Source organism: Paenibacillus sp. 79R4 (assembly GCF_013393165.1).
Taxonomy (GTDB): Bacteria; Bacillota; Bacilli; order Paenibacillales; family Paenibacillaceae; genus Fontibacillus.
Genome location: NZ_QJOT01000006.1, coordinates 312,929 through 329,511, shown reverse-complemented (window position 1 = coordinate 329,511; position 16,583 = coordinate 312,929). Strand labels below are relative to the sequence as shown.

The 16,583-nt window shown below is 47.4% G+C and carries 13 protein-coding genes; 9 read left to right on the top strand and 4 right to left on the bottom strand.

The genetic code is table 11. The annotated features are described in order from the left end of the window. Window positions 1–90: 90 nt before the first annotated feature. Together DMN77_RS11125 and DMN77_RS11120 are read left to right on the top strand one after the other, a co-directional pair. On the top strand, window positions 91–1,005 hold the full coding sequence (locus tag DMN77_RS11125; RefSeq protein WP_179014933.1) for a class I SAM-dependent methyltransferase: 915 nt from the start codon (window positions 91–93) through the stop codon (window positions 1,003–1,005). Between the two features lie 37 nt (window positions 1,006–1,042). Next, window positions 1,043–1,954: an NAD(P)/FAD-dependent oxidoreductase gene (locus DMN77_RS11120; RefSeq protein WP_179014932.1), complete on the top strand. Its 912-nt coding sequence runs from the start codon at window positions 1,043–1,045 to the stop codon at window positions 1,952–1,954. A gap of 176 nt (window positions 1,955–2,130) precedes the next feature. Here the strand turns inward: DMN77_RS11120 and DMN77_RS11115 are convergent, their stop codons facing one another. Beyond that, window positions 2,131–2,943, bottom strand: a complete 813-nt coding sequence (locus DMN77_RS11115) for a class I SAM-dependent methyltransferase (RefSeq protein ID WP_179014930.1) — start codon at window positions 2,941–2,943, stop codon at window positions 2,131–2,133. 209 nt (window positions 2,944–3,152) lie between these two features. Here DMN77_RS11115 and DMN77_RS11110 point away from each other — a divergent pair, with 209 nt between their 5' ends. Both DMN77_RS11110 and DMN77_RS11105 read left to right on the top strand, forming a co-directional pair. Next, window positions 3,153–4,538 (top strand): DUF4832 domain-containing protein, encoded by a 1,386-nt coding sequence (locus tag DMN77_RS11110; RefSeq protein ID WP_179014929.1) that lies wholly within the window; start codon window positions 3,153–3,155, stop codon window positions 4,536–4,538. 207 nt (window positions 4,539–4,745) lie between these two features. Next, entirely contained in the window at window positions 4,746–5,936 is a 1,191-nt protein-coding gene (locus tag DMN77_RS11105) for an MFS transporter (RefSeq protein ID WP_179014927.1), read from the top strand. Between the two features lie 685 nt (window positions 5,937–6,621). Here DMN77_RS11105 and DMN77_RS11100 read toward each other — a convergent pair. Beyond that, on the bottom strand, window positions 6,622–7,419 hold the full coding sequence (locus DMN77_RS11100; protein ID WP_218652932.1) for a helix-turn-helix domain-containing protein: 798 nt from the start codon (window positions 7,417–7,419) through the stop codon (window positions 6,622–6,624). Window positions 7,420–7,556: 137 nt separating this feature from the next. Between DMN77_RS11100 and DMN77_RS11095 the strand changes: the two genes are divergently transcribed. Continuing rightward, window positions 7,557–9,326 carry a glycoside hydrolase family 2 protein gene (locus DMN77_RS11095; protein ID WP_179014926.1) on the top strand — a complete coding sequence of 590 codons (1,770 nt, stop codon included), beginning with the start codon at window positions 7,557–7,559 and terminating at the stop codon, window positions 9,324–9,326. Between the two features lie 125 nt (window positions 9,327–9,451). Here the strand turns inward: DMN77_RS11095 and DMN77_RS11090 are convergent, their stop codons facing one another. Both DMN77_RS11090 and DMN77_RS11085 read right to left on the bottom strand, forming a co-directional pair. Continuing rightward, window positions 9,452–10,480, bottom strand: a complete 1,029-nt coding sequence (locus tag DMN77_RS11090) for a nitroreductase family protein (protein ID WP_179014924.1) — start codon at window positions 10,478–10,480, stop codon at window positions 9,452–9,454. A gap of 57 nt (window positions 10,481–10,537) precedes the next feature. Beyond that, a complete protein-coding gene (locus DMN77_RS11085; protein ID WP_068781199.1) occupies window positions 10,538–11,020 on the bottom strand; it encodes a MarR family transcriptional regulator in 483 nt (160 codons plus the stop codon). 281 nt (window positions 11,021–11,301) lie between these two features. On the opposite strand from DMN77_RS11085, the gene sufC reads away from it, so the two are divergent. The 4 genes from sufC (at window position 11,302) to DMN77_RS11065 (ending at window position 16,491) form a co-directional block, all read left to right on the top strand. Next, window positions 11,302–12,129: a Fe-S cluster assembly ATPase SufC gene (sufC, locus tag DMN77_RS11080; RefSeq protein ID WP_068781200.1), complete on the top strand. Its 828-nt coding sequence runs from the start codon at window positions 11,302–11,304 to the stop codon at window positions 12,127–12,129. Between the two features lie 17 nt (window positions 12,130–12,146). Next, window positions 12,147–13,466: a Fe-S cluster assembly protein SufD gene (gene sufD, locus DMN77_RS11075; protein WP_068781201.1), complete on the top strand. Its 1,320-nt coding sequence runs from the start codon at window positions 12,147–12,149 to the stop codon at window positions 13,464–13,466. A gap of 15 nt (window positions 13,467–13,481) precedes the next feature. Then, window positions 13,482–14,879 carry a Fe-S cluster assembly protein SufB gene (gene sufB / locus DMN77_RS11070; protein WP_179014922.1) on the top strand — a complete coding sequence of 466 codons (1,398 nt, stop codon included), beginning with the start codon at window positions 13,482–13,484 and terminating at the stop codon, window positions 14,877–14,879. A 124-nt stretch (window positions 14,880–15,003) separates the two neighbouring features. Then, entirely contained in the window at window positions 15,004–16,491 is a 1,488-nt protein-coding gene (locus tag DMN77_RS11065) for an MDR family MFS transporter (protein ID WP_068781203.1), read from the top strand. Window positions 16,492–16,583 lie beyond the last annotated feature (92 nt).

Here is a 16,583-nt window from a genome sequence, read left to right as displayed (position 1 = left end):
TGTTTTTTAGGCTAATTACAGACAACCACTATCTTTAATGTCTGTAATATTCATTTAAATTTATTATGAAAAAAGCAGGGGATGAGTACAATGACAAATGAACTGTTTGATTCGTCGGTATGGGAACAGGCTTGGAAAGAGGATTCAAATACGGGAGTCAACAAAATGAAGAGGGCTGGCATCGATCCAGCGCATTCTTTTGATTCATCCGCCAAGTCATTCAATAAAGAGGTGTTTAGCGAAGAAGGAAGGCGAAGGGCCAGACGGATTATGAACTGGCTGGAGGACCAGGGCGTTGAATTTTCCGGAGCTTCTATTCTGGATATAGGTGCGGCATCGGGGGGATTTTCCGTACCTTTCGCGGAGCGGGGAGCAGCTGTAACGGCGGTGGAAACCTCCCGGCCATTGGTTGAGCTCCTTCAGCAGAATAGTTCGGGCTTGGGGAAGGGAGCCGTCAAAGTGGTCCACGAACCCTTCGAACATATCGATCTTGAGGTAAGGGGATGGAAGCGAGCCTTTGATCTTGTCTTTGTCTCCATGTGCCCGGTTCTGGTCGATTGGGCCAGTGTAGAGAAGGTGCTTAGCTGCGCGAGGGCGTTCTGTTATATGAGCTTGTCGGTAGGTTCCCACAAGCACAGCCTGGTTGACGAGATATGGCCGCTTGTCACCGCTCGGCCCCGAGAGGCCGAACATTTGGAGATGATGTACCTGACCCAGCTACTGCTATTAAAGGGATACTCTTATCAATCATTAGTAACCCAGGAAATGAAAACAATAACAGTCTCCAGAAAGACCGCATTCAATGATACGATCAATCGGTTGAAAATGCACGGGATCACGGTCGACGAGAGGGTCCGTGATGTGATCTCCCGTCATCTGGATAAGCGTTATCCCGGTGATCAGGTGGAAATTCAGCAAGGCGGTCGGTTCGGCAAAGTGCTTGTTCGTCTGCAAAATCAGCATATGTACGACAGGGAGGAGCGTTCTAGCCTGCAGTTGCCTTAAATATCGAAAAACACTTAACGAGGAGGACGAAGCATTTATGAACAAAGTGGATGTAGCGATTATCGGGGGAGGTCCCGCCGGTTTAAGCGCCGGACTTATGCTGGGACGCGCCAGGAAGCAGACAATTGTGATTGATGAGGGACGTCCGCGCAATGCCGTGACCCGGGAGGCCCATGGGTTTTTAACGCGAGACGGGATCAGCCCGAGCGAGTTCCGACGTATCGCAAAGGAGCAACTGCGTGCTTATCCGTCGGTTTCCCAAGTGGAAGATACCGTGGTATCGATCACGCGGGAGGACGGAAGCTTCTTGCTGAAGACGGCCGCCGGGATGAAGATCGCCAGCAAAAAGCTGCTGTTTGCCGCAGGCATGAAGGATCGCAAGCTTGGAATTCCGGGATTGGCCGAGGTCTACGGAAAGAGTGCATTTGTTTGTCCGTATTGCGACGGTTGGGAATTAAGGGAGGAGCCGCTGGTTGTCATCAGCAGAGGAAATGCGCTCATGCATCTCGCTCCATTGCTGTCGGGGTGGACGAAGCGGTTTACCGTTTGCACAAATGGCCCCGATGAATTGAGTGAGGCTGAACGCAATGACTTGCGGGATCATCATATTCCGCTATTCGATACGCCGATTCGTGCCATTTTATCCTATGAGGGCATGGTGAGCCATGTTCTGCTTGAGGATGGGACAGAAATTCCGTGTACGGGGATCTTCTTCAAGTCGGAACTGGTTCCGGGAACGGACTTGCCGCAGTCCCTTGGCTGCCGCCTATCAGAGACGGGAGTGATCGCCGTCGACGAATTTGGAAAATCCAGTGTCCCTGGTGTTTACGCAGCGGGTGACATGTCTTCACGAATGCATCAATCCATTGCGGCAGCCGCATCAGGAGCTGCCGCCGCGGCTGCAATAAATGGAGAATTAAATCAGGAAGCCTGGAAGCAAACACCATAAATGTTCCGCCCCCAGCTAGCAGCTCTGAACTTTTATCCAGAGCTAATTAAGGGGTCGTTCCATTGCTGGAGTAGGAAGGCTTTAAGGTGAAGAGGCGGTAGTATTCAACCATAAAAAACCAGGGATCCGGGCGAACTTCCCTTGCTTAGATCCCTGGTTTATTACGTTCAGTCGGATTATAGCTTCCTTGCCTTGATGACAAAGGTTACGGGAAGCATCTTGGCTTTTTGGGCAAAATCGTTGTTGTCTCCTCGCGATTGTATGATATCTTCATCCGATTGCTCGATCATTTGCTCAATAACAAACCCGGCCTTTGAGAGTGCATTCACATAGGTTGATAGTTTACGGTCCGACAAGGTTAGGGTACCCTCCTCAAGAGATACCGAATACCAGGATTCATCAAAATAGCATTTTTTAAAAGCAAGACTATCATTTTCTGCAGCAACACATTTGTGAATAGGGTGGGACCAACTGAAAATAAATACGCCATCTTGTTTTAAATAAGAAGCGATGCGGCCAAAGGTACCTTCCAGATCGGTGGTCCAGCCTATGGCATAAACCGAATAAACAAAGTCAAAATAATCCACCGGTATGCCGCATTCCTCTTCCATGGGAGAACAGATAAATTGAGCTGAAAGGCCGCAGTCCGTCAAATGCTGCTTTGCCTTCTCGATTTGTTGTTCAGATATATCCAAAGCCCATAGTTCAGATGCATTGCGTTCCCCTTGATATTGCAAGGAATGACCAGTTCCACAGCCGATCTCCAGCATCTTTTTTCCCGAGACATCACCAAATAGCTGGCATTTTTCTTCTGAGACAAAGGCTCCATAGTAAGGAAGCGAGGTTGCCCCTAAGATGTCATTTCCTTTTGTATCCCAGAAAAGGCTGTTTGTTTGGTGAATAGATTCCCTGTCCATCTCAACCGGGATAGCACTGCCAACTTCGCCAGCGCCTATAATGTTTGGTCTATAAACCGAATTCTTGTCCATTCCAACACCCTCCACAAAATAAAATACGAACATTTGCTCTGTTAATCCCTAATCTACCATTTTTATAGGAACAAATCTACACCGGAATATTCCATAATACGTCCTATCAAAAATAGTAAAAAGAACAAAAGTAAAATCAATAAATTGATATTGAGCTGCTGTTCGGTTCATTTATGATTAAAGTAACGAACCCGGAAGGAGTGGAAGGAATGAGTACTTGCAAAGTCATGGTTACAAGACCGAAATTAATCGACGATGTTCTGATGAACCCCGGAATCGGATTTACGACTTTTCAACGCTTTAATGGAGACAAATTGAACGAAGGAAAACGTTGGACAGAGGGATCCCCCATTGTATATCAAGACTTCGATGGAAACCTGGAGAATGAAAATCATCCAATGACTTCAATCGCTTATTTCAGGATTTACTGGAAATACATAGAGCAGGAAAAGGGCAGCTACAATTGGGAGCTCATAGACAAGGCCCTCGCGACAGCCCGGCAGCGCAAACAAACGCTAATGCTTCGAATAGCCCCTTATGGTGCTAACGAAGAAGAAGACGTTCCCGCTTGGTATCGGGAATTACTAGGGAAACCGCCCGAGAAGTTTGATGGGCCAGGTTGGATGGTTGATGCGGAAGATCCGACTTATGCCGAGTATTTCGGAGACTTTATCCGCGCCTTGGGCAGAAGATACGATGGCCACCCGGATATGGAAAGTGTGGATCTCTCCATTGTAGGCTCCTGGGGGGAAGGCATCGGTTCAAATCTGCTGACCCGTACAACAAGAGAGGCGCTGGTCGATGCCTACACGGATTCCTTCAAAGAAACACCGCTTGTGATGCTGCTGACCGATAAGAAGACGAACGGCTACGGCTTGTCTAAAGCTAATGTAGGCTGGCGTGTCGATTGTCTGGGGGATGTGTGCGGCAAAGCGTGGGATTTCTCGGATGACTGGTCGCATATGAACGATTATTATCCGCAGCAGCTTATACGCTCAGGCATGCAGGACGCGTGGAAGAAGGCTCCCGTTTCGCTGGAGGTATGCTGGGTGGTTCAGCACTGGAAGGATATGGGGTGGGATATCGATTACATTATTGATCAATCGTTGAAATGGCATATCTCATCCTTTAACGCAAAGTCTTCACCGATCCCCAAGGAATGGGAGCCCAACGTGGATCGTTGGCTCAAAAAAATGGGCTATCGTCTGGCCTTACGCAAGTTCTCATTCCCTGAGACGGTAAAACCGGGCGGCAAGCTGGCGTTTGCTTCCTGGTGGGAGAATCTGGGCGTCGCTCCTTGCTATAAGAAATTTCCTTTAGCTCTGAGACTTAAAGGCGAGCGAGCGACACAAGTTTTTATCACGGATGCCAATATCTGCGAGTGGCTCCCCGGGGACAGCCTTTTCGACAGTAACGTATGGATTCCGGCAGATATGCCACTGGGCAGTTATCAGCTTGAGCTTGCTATTTTGCATGGGCATACCCATCGGCCCGCCGTTCAACTGGCCAATACCGGCCGACAACCGGACGGTTGGTATCTGCTTGGCAACGTAGAAGTGCAGCTTGAGCTTGAATCGCCTGATGCAATCGAATAACAGTAGGGGAACAGGAACATATATGCATAAAACCGCGTAAAATCGCGGTTTTTTATTTTGCGCCAGATTTAAACCTCGGTGAAAATAATACTATAGTTATAAAATCGGATATTTTTGTTATGTTAATTTGAATAATTGAAACTATAATTATAAATATCGTGATCTGCGATTAAAGAACAGAAAAGGAATAGAAATGGAGAGGAATGGATGGTTTCGATTTTACTTATTATCATTTATTTGGCATTTATTAGTTTGGGATTGCCGGATTCCCTAATTGGATCTGCCTGGCCTGTAATGCAATCAGAATTCGGTGTTCCTGTTTCTTATGCCGGATTGATTACTATGATTATTGCCTGCGGAACCATTATTTCCAGCTTGCTTTCCGATAAACTCACCAGGAGGCTTGGAACCGGACTCGTAACGGCAATCAGTGTTTTGTTGACAGCGGCGGCTCTTTTCGGCTTCTCCATATCACATTCGTTTGTCTGGTTATGTTTATGGGCGATCCCTTATGGTCTTGGCGCAGGGGCGGTTGACGCCGCACTTAATAACTATGTTGCTCTGCACTATGCTTCCCGCCATATGAGCTGGCTGCACTGCTTCTGGGGTGTTGGCGCGGCTGTCAGTCCCTATATTATGAGCTATTATCTGACGGGCGGTTATGGGTGGAATAATGGTTATCGCACGATCGGCATCATTCAGATTATATTGACTGTGATCCTCTTTATCAGTTTGCCGTTGTGGAAGAATAGAAATGCAGAGAACTCTAAGGAAGAGATTTCATCTAAGCCGCTAAGTTTGCAGCAAGCTGTTCGAATAAACGGGGTTCCTCTTATTCTAGTTGCCTTCTTCTCATATTGTGCACTGGAACAAACAACCATGCTTTGGGCAAGCAGCTATCTGGTACAACATCGGGGAGTAGATATTAATGTAGCCGCTCGTTTTGCATCCCTGTTTTTCCTTGGAATTACATTCGGTCGCTTCCTTTCTGGATTCATCGCTGATCGATTGGGCGATAAGTTATTGATTCGCATCGGAATCTTCACATCAATGGCAGGCATCATTTTCATTGCCTTACCCGTAACAACGGATGTACTGGCGTTAATTGGGCTAATTATCGTTGGACTGGGGTGTGCGCCTACTTATCCTGCGATTATTCACTCTACACCGTTCAATTTTGGCAAAGAAAATTCACAGGCTATTATCGGTATCCAAATGGCAAGCGCTTATGTCGGCACAACCTTTATGCCTCCGCTTTTTGGCTTCATTGCAGCCCATGTTAGCATAGGCTTGTATCCTTTATTTTTGATTATTTTGGCAATTCTAATGTTATTCATGTCGGAGAAGTTAAACAAAGTGGTAGCAGAAAGAGAAGCTGCAAAATTACAACCCCAATGAAATGACGAGCGCTACAGTTTACTATCAAAAAATAATAAAGCTGTTCACTTTACTCACCATAGGCTCCGCGCGTACGTAGTACGGGGCTGAGATGGTGAGTCTTTTTTTGTTCATCTCCCCAACGCATGAAACTCAACCCTTCATCTTCTCTTTAAATGAGAGATTCAGCGATATCATCCTCAATCACCTCCACACTTGTTTACTTAAATCTCATTTTCTACATATTCAGATAAAAAAAGAGTTTATTTGGAGCGAAACAAACTATTTCCAATCCAATTTGTGGTAAAGTATTCTCTCTGATGCTAGAAAGTCTAGGCGGATTTGCGACTTCCGCACAAGCCGCCGGTTTTCAGCTTAAGCCTACAGCGAGCGCATATGCGAAAGCCTTATTCAGCAAAGTGAAGGACAGCAGTGGTTCATCGAGGAAGTCGAGAGGCTGCTTAACATCCAGGAGAAGAGCTTGAACACCATCCAAAGCCAGGAGGACCTGAATCAGATCCTGACCTTAGGCCTATACAATAAGGAACAGGAGCTAAGCCCAATCTATGGGCTTAGCTCCTGTTTTAATTAATACCTTTTTTCCATAACTTCAATAGCAATTTGCATCCCCAAGAAGAAACTTTGGAATTTCGATGTAGACGGGAAAGATCACTTCCTATTTTTAACAAAACCCAGTGCTTGCAGTTTACGGCAGCTCGGCAACATCAGGCCTTTCTCTGTATTCACTTGGCGTTAGTCCTATGAACTTTTTGAATTGCCGCATAAAATGCACATCGTTCTCATAACCACAAATTCCAGAAATATGGCTGATCGTATACGATGTGTTCTTCAGTAAATAGGAGGCATACCCTAGTCTGTTAAGGATAATATCGTTAATTACCGACACGCCAAAAATTTGTTTGTAGATATGCTGAAAATAAGATCGACTCATCTTCATCTTATCCGCCAAGAACTCGACAGTGTACCAGGTAGATGGGGAACTGAAAACTTCATTTCTCAGATTCAGGAACTGATCATAGTATTTGCTGATCTGATGATGTGGCTCCAGATGATTTCGTATATCGCTAAGCTTCATGAACAGACAACGAATGGTATAATCGATGATCTCATGTCGGAAGGTTCCATTCTGCAAATTCTCCCAATGAATCTCATTCACTTTTCTGGAAATATAAAAGGGGTCATAGGCTTTGATTAAGGTATCTAGAGGCAGACTCAACCGATCAAAAAAATCGTCTGCGGCCTCCATTTCAAAATGGAACCAGTCATGAATCAGAGGTTGTTCGGTATCCCGGTAGAAATACGGGCTGTTTTTGTTAAAAATAATAAAGCTATTGGGTTCAACAAACACATTCTGCGATTGCACCCTAAGCTCCATTTTGCTGCGAAAGAGTAAAAATACGTAATCCCCGGAGCCTTCCGGGCGATCGACCGTAAAGCCTTCCGGATGAATCACATGATAACCGCATCGCTTCAAATGTATCAATCAAGTCCACTCCTCAAAAGGATAATAGATCAGTTATTAGATAGGATAAGTCATTTCCTTTCTCTATACAAGATAGTAATCTGTGATAAGAAATACAGAGTATACTTCAGTGATTAGAGAGAGGATAGGTGCCTAAAATGTCCACAGCAGCTACGAAATTTTATATAAAAAACTATCCAAGACCCCAATTTGTACGAAATAAGTGGGTGGATCTGAACGGGGAGTGGGATTTCAGTTTCGATGATGACGAAGTTGGGGTTGCTGAACGTTGGATGGACCATTTTCCGGCTGCACTCCAAATAAACGTTCCATTTACCTATGAAACCCGGGCGAGCGGGATCGGTGAGGAGAAGTTCCATGCGCAGGTCTGGTATCGCAGAAAACTGATACTGTCCCCTGAGGCGGAAGGGAAACGAACAATCCTGCATTTCGAAGGCGTCGATTATAAAGCCACCTGTTGGGTGAACGGTAGTTATGCGGGAGAGCATGAAGGGGCATATGCTCGGTTCTCCTTTGATATTACCGACCTGCTGGTTCAAGACGCTGAAAATGAAATGGTGCTGAAAGTGGAAGACAGCGATAGCTGTTTGCAGCCTCGAGGCAAGCAGCGCTGGGCCGGGCGGAATCATGATTCGTTTTATGTGCAGACAACAGGCATTTGGAAAAGCGTCTGGCTTGAGCATGTCCATGAAACCCGCCTGGATATGGTGAAAACGACGCCGGACATCGACGCCCAAAAGATGCGGTTTGACTTTCGCTTTAACGGTACAAAGAAGAAAAATAATCTGCGGCTGGAGGCCGAAATTACATTTAAAGGGGAGACAGTAAGAAAGCTGAGCCTTTCGGTGGACAGAGCCTGGCTTATGTTGGAAACCGGCATGATGAGCGGCATCAACGGACCATGGCTGCAAAACCTGTGGTCCCCGGACCATCCCAATCTATTTGATGTGGAGTTTGTGCTGTATGAAGGAGAACAAGAGATCGATCGGGTGGGCTCCTATTTTGGCATGCGCAAAATCTCGATCAGGGATGGCCAAATCCTGCTGAACAATATTCCCCTTTACCAAAGATTGATCCTGGATCAGGGCTACTGGACCGAAAGTCATCTGACACCGCCGTCGGAAGAAGCGCTGATAGAAGATATCGAGGCGATTGCCCAGATGGGCTACAACGGTTTGCGCAAGCATATGAAAATTGAAGACGCCAGGTTCCTGTACTGGTGTGATGTCAAAGGCATGTTGGTCTGGTCCGAAATGGCGGCTGCTTTTGAATATAACGACGAAGCTGTGGAGCGTTTTACCAAGGAATGGATTGAGGTTGTACAGCAGCAGTATAATCATCCCTGCATTATTACCTGGGTACCCTTTAATGAATCCTGGGGCATTCAAAATATTATCCATGACGACCGGCAGCAAAAATTTACGGAGGGCATTTATTATTTGACCAAATCGATCGATCCTTATCGTCCAGTCATCACCAATGATGGATGGGAGCACACTATTTCTGATATTTTGACGCTTCATGATTACGTGGAGCGAGGCGAAGATTTGTATGAAACCTACAAGGATAAAGACTCGATTACGGGCAGCATCGGTACGTACAACGAGTGGAAATTTGCGTTCGCCCAAGGCTACAGTTATAAAGGCCAACCGATTATGATCAGCGAGTTTGGAGGGATTGCTTTCAAGAGCGAGCATGGCTGGGGTTACGGTAATCAGGTTGATAGTGAGGAAGCTTTCCTGGAGCGATTCGGCAGCATAACAAGAGCGATCAAAGCAATTCCGTTTATTTCCGGCTACTGTTATACGCAGATTACAGATGTGCAGCATGAGGTCAACGGCCTGCTTACCGAAGACCGAAAACCGAAAGTGGCACCGGAAAAGATCCGGGAGATCAATTTGGGATAGAGAAGCTATTAAAGAATGCAGGGTTAGTAGGATGACGACAAACAGTCCCCCTTCCGCTAGGGGAGACTGTTTTTTCTTTGGGTCAGGGTGCTAATTCCGTTTCATACGAGATATTTAATATCCCCTCATAGCTGCGTGATGTTAAGGAATGGGGAAGGGGAGGAGTGCGAGCCCGACGGTCGATCGTCTTCTCTGAATTCCAGAACCGCCACGATCCGCTCGCCCGGCTGAATGCCAAACGGCTCACACTGATTCGGGTCATAAATCCAATTCGGTATTGATCGGCGCGAGTACCATGATCTGGATTTAGCCAACAGTTGGACGTTCTGGATCAAACAGCAGACCGCCGCGTAATCCTCCTCCTGCTTGTGGGGATCAACTTCTTGCTTGGCTACAATAAGGAGAAAAGCTGATGATGCATTTCCGGATGAATCCGAGAGTTTTGTGGCAGCGAGGCTGCCCGTCACATGGATAAAGCGCCATGGCTCCCTTAGTCCATCGTTTGGTGCCCAGACGGCATCATTCAGCACTTCAAGAATGCTCGGCACCGCAATGCGCACGTGACCCGGCTGAAGCTCATCCGCTTTCCCACCGCCGATTGCAGTCCATTTCTGCTCCGCCGGCGTTCTTCTTCGGGCTCTCGGTGCTTTATCGAAATACCCTATATGCAAAATCCCGGCAAATCTTTCACCGGTCTGCAATCCGATTTCTGCAAGAAACGCCTCGCTATGAAACATAGGGTCCGTATCCCATAGCGCGCCCAACCCGCGATGCCAGGCAAGCAGCTGAAAATTTTGCATTACACTACAGACTGCAGCGTAATTTTCGTCGCTCTTCCGCCGATCGGAGGCAGACTCGGCAATGAAGATCAGGTGAGCGGGAATATCCGTTATTCGTTTGACGAAGAAATCGATCATTTTAGCGGGGATGAGCTTACCGAAGCGGCTTTCCTTCATCTTGGCCATCATGCTGTCCACCAACCTATGGCACGCCTCAGGTGTATTCGCGATAAGGCAGCGCCAGCGCGGCGCGCCTTCAGCTTCGTATAGACTGGCCGCATCATTCATCAAGGATACGACCAGTTCTGGCGCTACCGGTGTTGTGTTAAATCTCCGGATGGTTCTGCGTTCTTTGATCGCTTGGGGATAATCCAATATAATTCCTCCTTGCTAAATTTGTTTACTAGTAAACAATAATACCAAAAAATTTTTTTATCTCTTGTCTACATACCGGGACATACCTTGAAAAAACTTGAAAATCGTCTGCAGCTCGCTTTCGGAGTAATCTCCCAAAAATTGTATAAAGCGCTGTTCCTCCTCTTCATGCAAATCCCGATGCAAATCGTACATCTGCTTCCCATGGGGCGTTAGACGAAAATACACCTCTTTACGATTGTCGTTCAGCTGGGTCCGGCGAATGAGGTCAAGCTCAAGCAGCTTCTTACTGATCTTGGTAATGCTTGCCTTGGACAATTTTAATTTCTCTGCAATCGCGGAATGATTAATCGGTTCATAATGGCCGATGCAATCCAGCACATGGATAGTCGATAAATTACCTGGGATGCTTTTCAATTGCCGGAGCTGCACCATATCTTGAATCTCTTTAAGTTCAAGCTCCATTCGCTGTTCATGCAAATGAGAGAAGTGAAGCAACTGTTCATAAATTAACGCCTTAATATTGACAGGATAATCCATTGATTCGGAATCACACTCCATATTGTTAACTCGGAAATTAAAATATCACAATTTAACGGATTCAGCAAGTGCCGCAACCAAGGTTTTTCTCAAATCATCATTGACATTGAGAATCATTATCACATATTATGTTTACTAGTAAACAAAACAAAAGTGTTCTGGGGAGGTATGGTAACGGAAGCCTAAAAATGATGAGTATAAGATCAAACGGATATGTACCTGGTCAGCAGTTTTGTAAGAATACGGGTTGAATGAGGCAAATGAAAAGGAGTGGCGATGAAATGACAGTGAACCTGCGAATCGAACATTTAAAGGCGGCAGTAGAAGGCAAAGAGATCCTGAAAGGTCTGAACCTTGAGGTGAATGGCGGAGAAATTCATGTTGTAATGGGACCGAATGGAACGGGGAAGAGTACATTGGCCTCAGCTTTGATGGGGCACCCCAAGTACGAAGTGACAGAGGGGATTGTTACACTTAACGGGGAAGATCTGCTGGAGATGGAAGTGGATGAAAGGGCCCGGGCAGGATTATTCCTGGCTATGCAATATCCGAGTGAGATCACCGGGGTCACGAATTCTGACTTCATGCGCAGTGCGATCAATGCAAGGCGTGAAAAAGGCCAAGAGCTTTCGTTAATTAAATTTGTACGGATGATGGAAGCGAGCATGCAGACGCTGGAGATGAACCCGGAATTTATGCATCGTTACCTGAACGAGGGTTTTTCCGGAGGGGAGAAAAAGCGGAATGAAATTTTGCAAATGCTGATGCTCGAACCGCCTTTGGTCATATTGGATGAAATCGACTCCGGTCTGGATATTGATGCGCTGCGCATCGTTGCTGAAGGGGTCAACGCTTTGCGTAGCCCAGACCGCGGATTTTTAATTATTACGCATTATCAGCGACTGCTTAATTATATCAAGCCGGACTTCGTACATGTAATGATGCAAGGAACCATCGTAAAATCCGGGGGGCCGGAATTGGCGGAGCGGTTAGAAGCCGACGGATATGAGTGGATCAAAGAAGAACTGGGGATTACAGAGGAATCTGCTGCTCCGGACGAAGAAGAATCGTTTCAAATGCCAATGCAAACCAAGTCACCGCGTATCTGAAAGGAGAGAGCCGTAACATGACAATGAACAGTGCAGAGAACCGGGCATCAGAACAAGTTCGTTATGAAGCAGACCCGGATTGGCTGACGATGTTGAGGAAGAGAGGCCTGGATGCCATCAGTACCCTGCAGTTGCCCAGGCTGGAGAAGACGAATTTGCAGCGCTGGCCTTTACCTCAGCAAGGCGTATACCGCAAGCCAGAGCTATTGACATTTCTCGAAGAATTACCGGAATCCATCAGAAAATGGGTGTACTCTGACAATGTACTGGTACAGCAAAATTCAGGCCCTTTGATCAAGCACTTGACGGAAGGGCTGGGGGAGCAAGGCGTTATTTTAACCGATTTGGAAACAGCGGCCCGGCAATATCCGGAACTGGTTAAGCCCTATTTGATGCAAGCCGTGAAGACGGAGGAGAATCTGCTTACCGCGCAGCATGCCGCACACTGGAGCGGCGGAGCCTTTATTTACATCCCTAAGGGGGTTCATGTGGAGGCCCCGCTGCAGACGCTATTTTGTGTAGATGAATCCGATACGCTCTTTATGCCGCATGTATTGGTGGTAGCCGAGGAGGGCAGCTCCGTAACACTGGTGGAGAATACCATGTCCTCCTTAAGCAAGATTGTGGCGGTGAACCAAGCCGTTATGGAAGTATTCGTCGGCGAAGGGGCAAAGGTCCATGTCGTGTCATTGCACCAACTGGAAAGAGACTTGATCGACCTGACGTATCGACGCGCCATTGTTGAACACGACGGACAGGTCAACTGGTTGATTGGCGAAATGAATTGGGGCAAGACGATGAGCGATACAGTATCCGTGCTCCAAGGCGAAGGGGCCGGTTCGGATTTAAAGTCCATCCTGGTAGGATCCGGTCGTCAGACGATGAATATTACAGCCCGGACGGTTCATATCGGCAAGAATTCGCCAAGCGATATGGTAATCAGAGCGGTGATGAGAGAGCAGTCAACCGCCATATTAAACGGAATCACCAAAATTGAAAAGGGGGCAACAGGCGCGAACGGACAGCAGACCGAAAAAATATTGATGCTGCATCCCGAGGCGCGCGGCGATGCCAATCCGATCCTGTTGATTGATGAAGACGATGTGAAAGCCGGACACGCCGCCAGCGTCGGACAAGTTAATCCGGAACAGCTGTATTATTTGATGTCCAGAGGAATTAGCCGGGTGGAGGCGGAGCAGCTAATCGTATATGGGTTCCTTGCTCCCGTCGTGGCCGAAGTACCGCTGGAAGGTGTAGCCACCCAGCTGCAAGCGCTTGTGGAGCAGAAGCTGGGACAAATCAAGGAATCGGATCAAGCAAGCATATTTGCTGAATAAGGAGGATGAGAACATATGGCCAAGGAAATGGTGGAGCTGGGAGAATATCAATACGGCTTCAAAGATGCGCATCAAGCAGTGTTCCAATCCGGTAAGGGACTGACTCGTGAGATCGTTACTACCATCTCGGAGATGAAGGAAGAACCCGACTGGATGCTCGACTTTCGGCTAAAGGCGCTGGAAGTGTTCCAAAGTATGCCGATGCCTGCATGGGGGGGCGATTTGGGAGCCCTGGATTTCAATGATATTCAATATTATGTCAAGCCTTCCGAGAAGCAGGGCAAAACTTGGGAGGAAGTGCCGATCGAGATTAAGCAAACCTTTGACAAGCTTGGCATACCGGAAGCGGAACAGAAGTTTCTTGCCGGGGTGTCGGCTCAGTATGAATCCGAAGTCGTCTATCACAGTATCCAACAAGAGCTGGAGGAACAAGGGGTTATATTTACAGATACCGACACAGCGCTGCGCGAGCATCCCGAACTGCTGCGTCAACATTTTGGCACCATTATTCCGCCAAGCGATAACAAGTTTGCCGCACTGAACAGCGCGGTATGGTCCGGAGGAAGCTTTGTTTATGTTCCAAAAGGGGTAAAATGCGAGGTTCCTTTGCAAGCTTACTTCCGCATCAATTCGGAGAACATGGGACAATTCGAAAGAACGCTCATTATTATGGAAGAGGATAGCTTTGTCCATTATGTAGAGGGCTGCACGGCACCGATCTACAGCACGAACTCACTTCATAGTGCCGTTGTAGAGATTATCTGCAAGCGAAATTCCCGGGCGCGATATACAACTATTCAAAATTGGGCGCCCAATATTTATAATATGGTGACAAAGCGGGCGATAGCTGAAGAAAACGCAACCATGGAATGGGTGGATGGCAATATTGGCTCGCGGCTGACGATGAAATACCCTTCCGTAGTGTTAAAAGGACGCGGATCAAAGGGGAACATGCTCTCGATTGCGGTCGCAGGCAAGGGGCAGCATCAAGATGCCGGGGCCAAAATGATTCATCTGGCTCCGGATACGACATCGACCATCATATCAAAATCGATCAGCAAACACGGTGGTAAAGTGACGTACCGAGGTTTGGCTACTTTTGGACGAAAAGCTTTCGGCGCCAAGTCTAACATCAAATGCGACACGCTTATTCTCGATAATGAGTCCACGTCAGATACGATACCTTATAACGAGATCATGAACGACAATATCACGCTGGAACACGAAGCGACTGTCTCCAAGGTATCCGAGGATCAGCTCTTCTACTTGATGAGCCGAGGCCTGTCCGAGGAAGAAGCGACCCAGATGATCGTGATGGGCTTCATCGAGCCGTTCACGAAAGAACTGCCCATGGAATATGCGGTGGAAATGAACAGGCTCATCAAGCTGGAGATGGAAGGCAGTATTGGGTAAACAGCCGATCCCCCCGACGTTCCAGCCCGTCCGGGCAATGCTTGGAATGAAATTGCCGCGGATGTGTCCGAGTAGATATTTTGTTAACAAGTAAACAATAAGTAAATGGATGGTTTAACCTGCTATGGAAAAAAAGAATTTAATCAACACCGAAGAGCCACAAACACAGAAGCCTATGAAGTTTATCCCCATAATAATAGCTATTTTCATGGGAAATTTCCTTTCGCTGTTGAACAGTAATACGATTAATATAGCTTTACCGGTTTTGCAAAAAGAATTTTCCACCGACTTAAATGTCGTGCAATGGACATTGACAGGCTTTATGCTGGCGCTTGGCACGTTCGCGCCAACTGCCGGGTATTTCGGTGAACGCTACAGTTACAAGCGGCTGTATATTTTCGCTTTGCTTGGCATGACGGTGGCCTCCGTACTATGCGCTTTGTCCTGGAACGCACCGATGCTGATCGTGTTCCGCATAATTCAGGGTGCATTCTGCGGTATTATCGTGCCTGCATCGATGACGATGATATTTCAGATCATACCGCGACACCAGCAGTCTGTCGCCATGAGCATCTGGATTGCCGCTTCGATCGTGGCGCCAGCGATTGGACCGAGCTATGCAGGTTGGCTTATCCAGCACGGATCCTGGAAATGGCTCTTCTGGACCAATGTGCCGCTCGGTGTGCTTGCTATCGTTACTGCCTTTTTCTTCATTCCTTACTATCGCCTGCGCGTACCGAAGGGATTCGATTTATGGGGGCTTTTGACAGTCATCGCCGCCAGCTCACTGCTGCTGATCGCGTTGTCGCAAGGCTCCGGTTGGGGCTGGGGATCGGTTAGCACACTGCTTTGTCTGGGCGGGGGACTATTGGCGCTGGCGCTCTTTCTATGGCGCGAGATGTCCATCGAGTCGCCGCTACTGCAGCTCAGAGTGTTTCTAAATCGACGCTTCACGATGACGGTCATATTGCTCTGTATCGTAATGATCAACTTTTTTTCAGGCATGCTTCTCGTGCCCGTCTTCCTGCAAAATGTTCAGGGGCATTCGCCACTTGATACAGGGATCATTTTGTTGCCGTCCACGCTTGCCATGGCAATAATGTCCCTGGTTGTTGGCAGACTATATAAGGGGGTTGGACCCAAGCCGCTATTACTTATTGGCGTATTGCTGATGATTGCAGGAAATTTGCCGCTAGCGTGGCTTCAAATCGACAGTTCATCTGCTTATACGCTCTTATGGATGACAATCCGCAGTTTAGGTCTGGCTCTGGTGCTAATGCCGGCGACGACAGCCGGCATGGAGGAGGTTTCACGCGAGTATATCGGCCATGCCTCCTCCATTCAGAATTGGTTGCGAAATGTATTCGTATCGTTTGGTGTGGCTCTTTTCACCACGCTGCTAGCTTCACGTACAGCAGATCACGCTGACAAGCTAAAGGATGGGGACGTCGGATCGAGCTTAGTCCAGCTATCAACCACGATGGGCATTAACGATCTAAACATTTTGTCAACGCTTGTAGTAGTACTGGCTCTGCCATTTGTTTTTATGATTCGCTCCAAACGGAAGAAGGAACGGGGCATTGACAGCACTTTAAGCGATCCAGTACGTTAATCATCTCGTATCTAATAGAGCTAGACTTTTCGTAGAGTGATAGAAATAGCTTTATAAATAACCTGCAACTGCCGGGCATAGAGCCCGGCAGT

What these genes read in the sequence shown, in the direction of transcription:
- DMN77_RS11125 (WP_179014933.1), top strand. Translation starts at nt 91, where the DNA reads ATGACAAATGAACTGTTTGATTCGTCGGTATGGGAACAGGCTTGGAAA.
- DMN77_RS11120 (WP_179014932.1), top strand. Translation starts at nt 1,043, where the DNA reads ATGAACAAAGTGGATGTAGCGATTATCGGGGGAGGTCCCGCCGGTTTA.
- DMN77_RS11115 (WP_179014930.1), bottom strand. Translation starts at nt 2,943, where the DNA reads ATGGACAAGAATTCGGTTTATAGACCAAACATTATAGGCGCTGGCGAA.
- DMN77_RS11110 (WP_179014929.1), top strand. Translation starts at nt 3,153, where the DNA reads ATGAGTACTTGCAAAGTCATGGTTACAAGACCGAAATTAATCGACGAT.
- DMN77_RS11105 (WP_179014927.1), top strand. Translation starts at nt 4,746, where the DNA reads ATGGTTTCGATTTTACTTATTATCATTTATTTGGCATTTATTAGTTTG.
- DMN77_RS11095 (WP_179014926.1), top strand. Translation starts at nt 7,557, where the DNA reads ATGTCCACAGCAGCTACGAAATTTTATATAAAAAACTATCCAAGACCC.
- DMN77_RS11085 (WP_068781199.1), bottom strand. Translation starts at nt 11,020, where the DNA reads ATGGATTATCCTGTCAATATTAAGGCGTTAATTTATGAACAGTTGCTT.
- sufC (WP_068781200.1), top strand. Translation starts at nt 11,302, where the DNA reads ATGACAGTGAACCTGCGAATCGAACATTTAAAGGCGGCAGTAGAAGGC.
- sufD (WP_068781201.1), top strand. Translation starts at nt 12,147, where the DNA reads ATGACAATGAACAGTGCAGAGAACCGGGCATCAGAACAAGTTCGTTAT.
- sufB (WP_179014922.1), top strand. Translation starts at nt 13,482, where the DNA reads ATGGCCAAGGAAATGGTGGAGCTGGGAGAATATCAATACGGCTTCAAA.
- DMN77_RS11065 (WP_068781203.1), top strand. Translation starts at nt 15,004, where the DNA reads ATGGAAAAAAAGAATTTAATCAACACCGAAGAGCCACAAACACAGAAG.